At 64.7% G+C, this 2,957-nt stretch carries 2 protein-coding genes and 2 pseudogenes; 2 read left to right on the forward strand and 2 right to left on the reverse strand.

Annotation, left to right across the window (positions count from 1 at the left end):
- Positions 1-436 (forward strand): annotated as a pseudogene (locus ACTS2Z_RS11255) (ribonucleoside-diphosphate reductase subunit alpha); the annotation flags it as partial.
- A 150-nt stretch (positions 437-586) separates the two neighbouring features.
- Positions 587-1,531 carry a hypothetical protein gene (locus ACTS2Z_RS11260; protein ID WP_442573304.1) on the forward strand — a complete coding sequence of 315 codons (945 nt, stop codon included), beginning with the start codon at positions 587-589 and terminating at the stop codon, positions 1,529-1,531.
- A 6-nt stretch (positions 1,532-1,537) separates the two neighbouring features.
- On the opposite strand, the gene ACTS2Z_RS11265 is transcribed toward ACTS2Z_RS11260, so the two are convergent.
- Both ACTS2Z_RS11265 and ACTS2Z_RS11270 read right to left on the reverse strand, forming a co-directional pair.
- Positions 1,538-2,695, reverse strand: coding sequence for a trans-sulfuration enzyme family protein (locus tag ACTS2Z_RS11265; RefSeq protein WP_442573305.1), 1,158 nt, complete (start codon positions 2,693-2,695; stop codon positions 1,538-1,540).
- Positions 2,692-2,957 (reverse strand): annotated as a pseudogene (locus tag ACTS2Z_RS11270) (homoserine O-succinyltransferase MetX); the annotation flags it as partial. The pseudogene ACTS2Z_RS11270 and the gene ACTS2Z_RS11265, both read right to left, overlap by 4 nt.

Consider the following 2,957-nt stretch of genomic DNA (forward strand, 5'->3'; position numbering starts at 1 on the left):
GTTCACGGTGAAGAACCCCTATCTGGAAAAGCTGCTCGACGAGAAGGGCATCAACACGCCCGCCACCTGGAGCTCGATCCTGGAACATGAGGGCTCGGTGCAGCATCTCGATGCGCTGACGCAGGACGAGAAGGACGTGTTCAAGACTGCCTTCGAGCTGGACCAGCGCTGGGTGATCGAACACGCCGCCGACCGCACGCCGTTCATCTGTCAGGCACAATCGCTGAACATCTTCCTGCCGGGCAATGTCGATAAATGGGACCTGCACATGCTGCACTGGACGGCATGGGAGCGGGGCATCAAGTCGCTCTACTATTGCCGTTCCAAATCGGTGCAGCGCACCGCCTTTGCCGGTACCGAAGGCAAGGACGACATGGCCAGCTCCATGAAGGCAGCCGAGAAGACCGAGTACGAGGAATGCCTCGCCTGCCAGTAAATATCTGATCTTCTGACCAAAAAGGGGGAGGCTTCGGCCTCCCCCTTTGCGTTGCATGGTTGCACCAGAGTTCACACACAATTAAGCGCCGCTGGCGAAATCTATGGCCTGGCCTGTGCGGAACCTGATACAAGCACAGGCGTATATTGGGTGACGAAACCGGCACTGGGGAGCGCCATCGTGACCGCGCAGGCTTACATCGCTGGCAGGACGGACCGGAAGGCGATGCGCCTTGCGGGCCTTGTTGCATGTGCCGGCCTGCTCTCCGGTCTGGCGCCCGTCATTGCGGCTGCGCAGGACGCCCCGACGCAAGACACCCGCGCCCTGATCATGGAACCGTTGCTGGAGGAGCTTTCCTCCGGCCCGCTTCCTTCCTTGCGCCTGTCGATGGACCGCGAACCGGAACCGGTGCGCGATGCCAGCACCCGTGCTGCCGCTTGGGGTATCGCTGTCTCCGGCCTGTCGGCGTCCGATGCCAATCTGCTGCGCGAGGGTTTTGGCGCCTTCTATGCACCCGAAACCGTTATCGCCCGCACGGCCTCTGGCGGTGAGGTGCGTGTCGCAATCTTCGACGCCGAACAGCCCGACTGGGTGACGGCGGCCCTGACGCCGACCAGTCTTGAAATGCCAGCTTGGCGCTATTCGGCCCAGCGCCCGCAGGGGCGCGCCTTTGCGCTGCGCTATGAGGGCCGCTTTGACAGCCCCGGTGGCGCCGACGGGCTCGATCTCGGCCTGCGCCCGCGCGCCGGTCTCAGCTTTGGTGATGGCGGCTCGGCGACAGAGTTTGGCGCCACGGTACGCGTCGGTCAGTATATCGGCGAGGATCACGATCTGAACGGGGCGTGGTGGCTGTTTGCCGGCGCCGACCGGCAGGCCCTCGTCTACCGCCCCGGCGATGACCGCAGCCTGCGCCAGACCCTGACCTTGCAGCCTTATGCGATGGTAGGTGACCAGCAGGCCGGCCTTGCCATGCGCCTGCAGGGCCTTGATGTGTCGCTTGCCTATGTGCGCCGCGAGACGAGCTGGTCCATGCCGACCCAGTCCTGGGACACGTCTGAAGACTTTGCGGCCTTCTCGCTGACCTGGCGCCGCTAAACGCTGCTAAAGACGCGCCAGCGCCGTCTCCAGATCGCGCCAGAGATCATCCACATCCTCCAGACCGACTGACAGGCGGATCAGATTATCGCTGATCCCGGCATGCGCGCGCGCGTCTGCACTCATGGCGGCATGGGTCATCAGGGCGGGCACCGAAACCAGGCTCTCCGCCCCGCCAAGCGACTGGGCGAGCGTGAAAAGCTGCAAGCCTTCGAGGAAGCCCCCCGGATCGCCCTTCACCTCGAGACTCAGAAGCGGCCCGAACAGCCCGCCCTGCTGGCGGCTGGCCAGCTCATGACCTGGATGATCCTTCAGCCCCGGATAATCGACACGGGCAACACCGCCATGCCGGCTCAGGCGCGTGGCGAGTTCCAGTGCCGCCTCCGACTGCGCCCGCGCCCGCAAGGGCAAGGTGCGAAGGCCGCGCGTTGCGAGGAACGCATCGAACGCGGCAAGGCCGGTACCGCTGGCGTTGAGCCACCAGGCAAGGTCTTCTGCGAGGCCCGCACCGGCGGTGCACACCACCCCGCCCACCATGTCGGAATGGCCGTTGATGATCTTGGTCAGCGAGCTGATGACAATGTCTGCGCCCAGTTCCAGCGGCCGCTGGATCGCAGGGGACAGCACAGTGTTATCGACGGCGACTTTCGCCCCAACGCCATGTCCGAGCGCGCTGGCGGCTTCAATGTCGGTGATGCGGAGGCGCGGGTTTGAGGGCGTCTCAAGGAAAAGCAGGTCTGCGCCGGGTTTCAGGGCCTGCTCCAGCCCCGCGAGATCCGTTGCGTCAGCGTATTGCAGCACAAACCCGCGCTGGCCCGCGCGCGCATTGAACAGGCGCTGCGTACCGCCATAGCAATCATGGGCCGCGACGATGCGCGCACCCGATGGCAGCAGGTTCAGGACAAGATCGATTGCCGCCATGCCAGACGCGGTCAGGCACGCTGCGTTCGCGCCCTCCAGCCCTGCGATTGCCTCAGCCAGCACGGCGCGACCGGGATTATGGGTGCGCGCATAATCGAACGGGCCGGGCGCATCGGCCCGCTCCCTCACATAGGTCGCCGATACATTGATGGGCGCGACAATGCCGCCATGACCGGGATCGGCATTGATTCCGGCGCGCGCCGCGCGCGTGGCGAGCCCTTCGCCTTTCGATTCACGGCTCACAGGACTGCGAGGAAGCGGTTCACCGCCTCCACCTCTTTGAGAAACCCGTCATGGCCATAGAGGCTGGAATGGACGTGAAGCTCTGCGCCGGGAAGGGCGCGTGAAAGCGCCGCAACATCCTCCATTGGCACCAGACGGTCTTCCTCGATGGCAAACAGGCGCACCGGCGCGGTGATACGGCTGATATCAATATTGACGGCGTCCATGGAGCGCGAGAGCGCAAGAAAGCGCTGGGGCGAGGTGTGGGCCGCATAGTCGGCCC

The organism is Glycocaulis sp. (assembly GCF_052168375.1).
Lineage (GTDB): Bacteria > Pseudomonadota > Alphaproteobacteria > Caulobacterales > Maricaulaceae > Glycocaulis.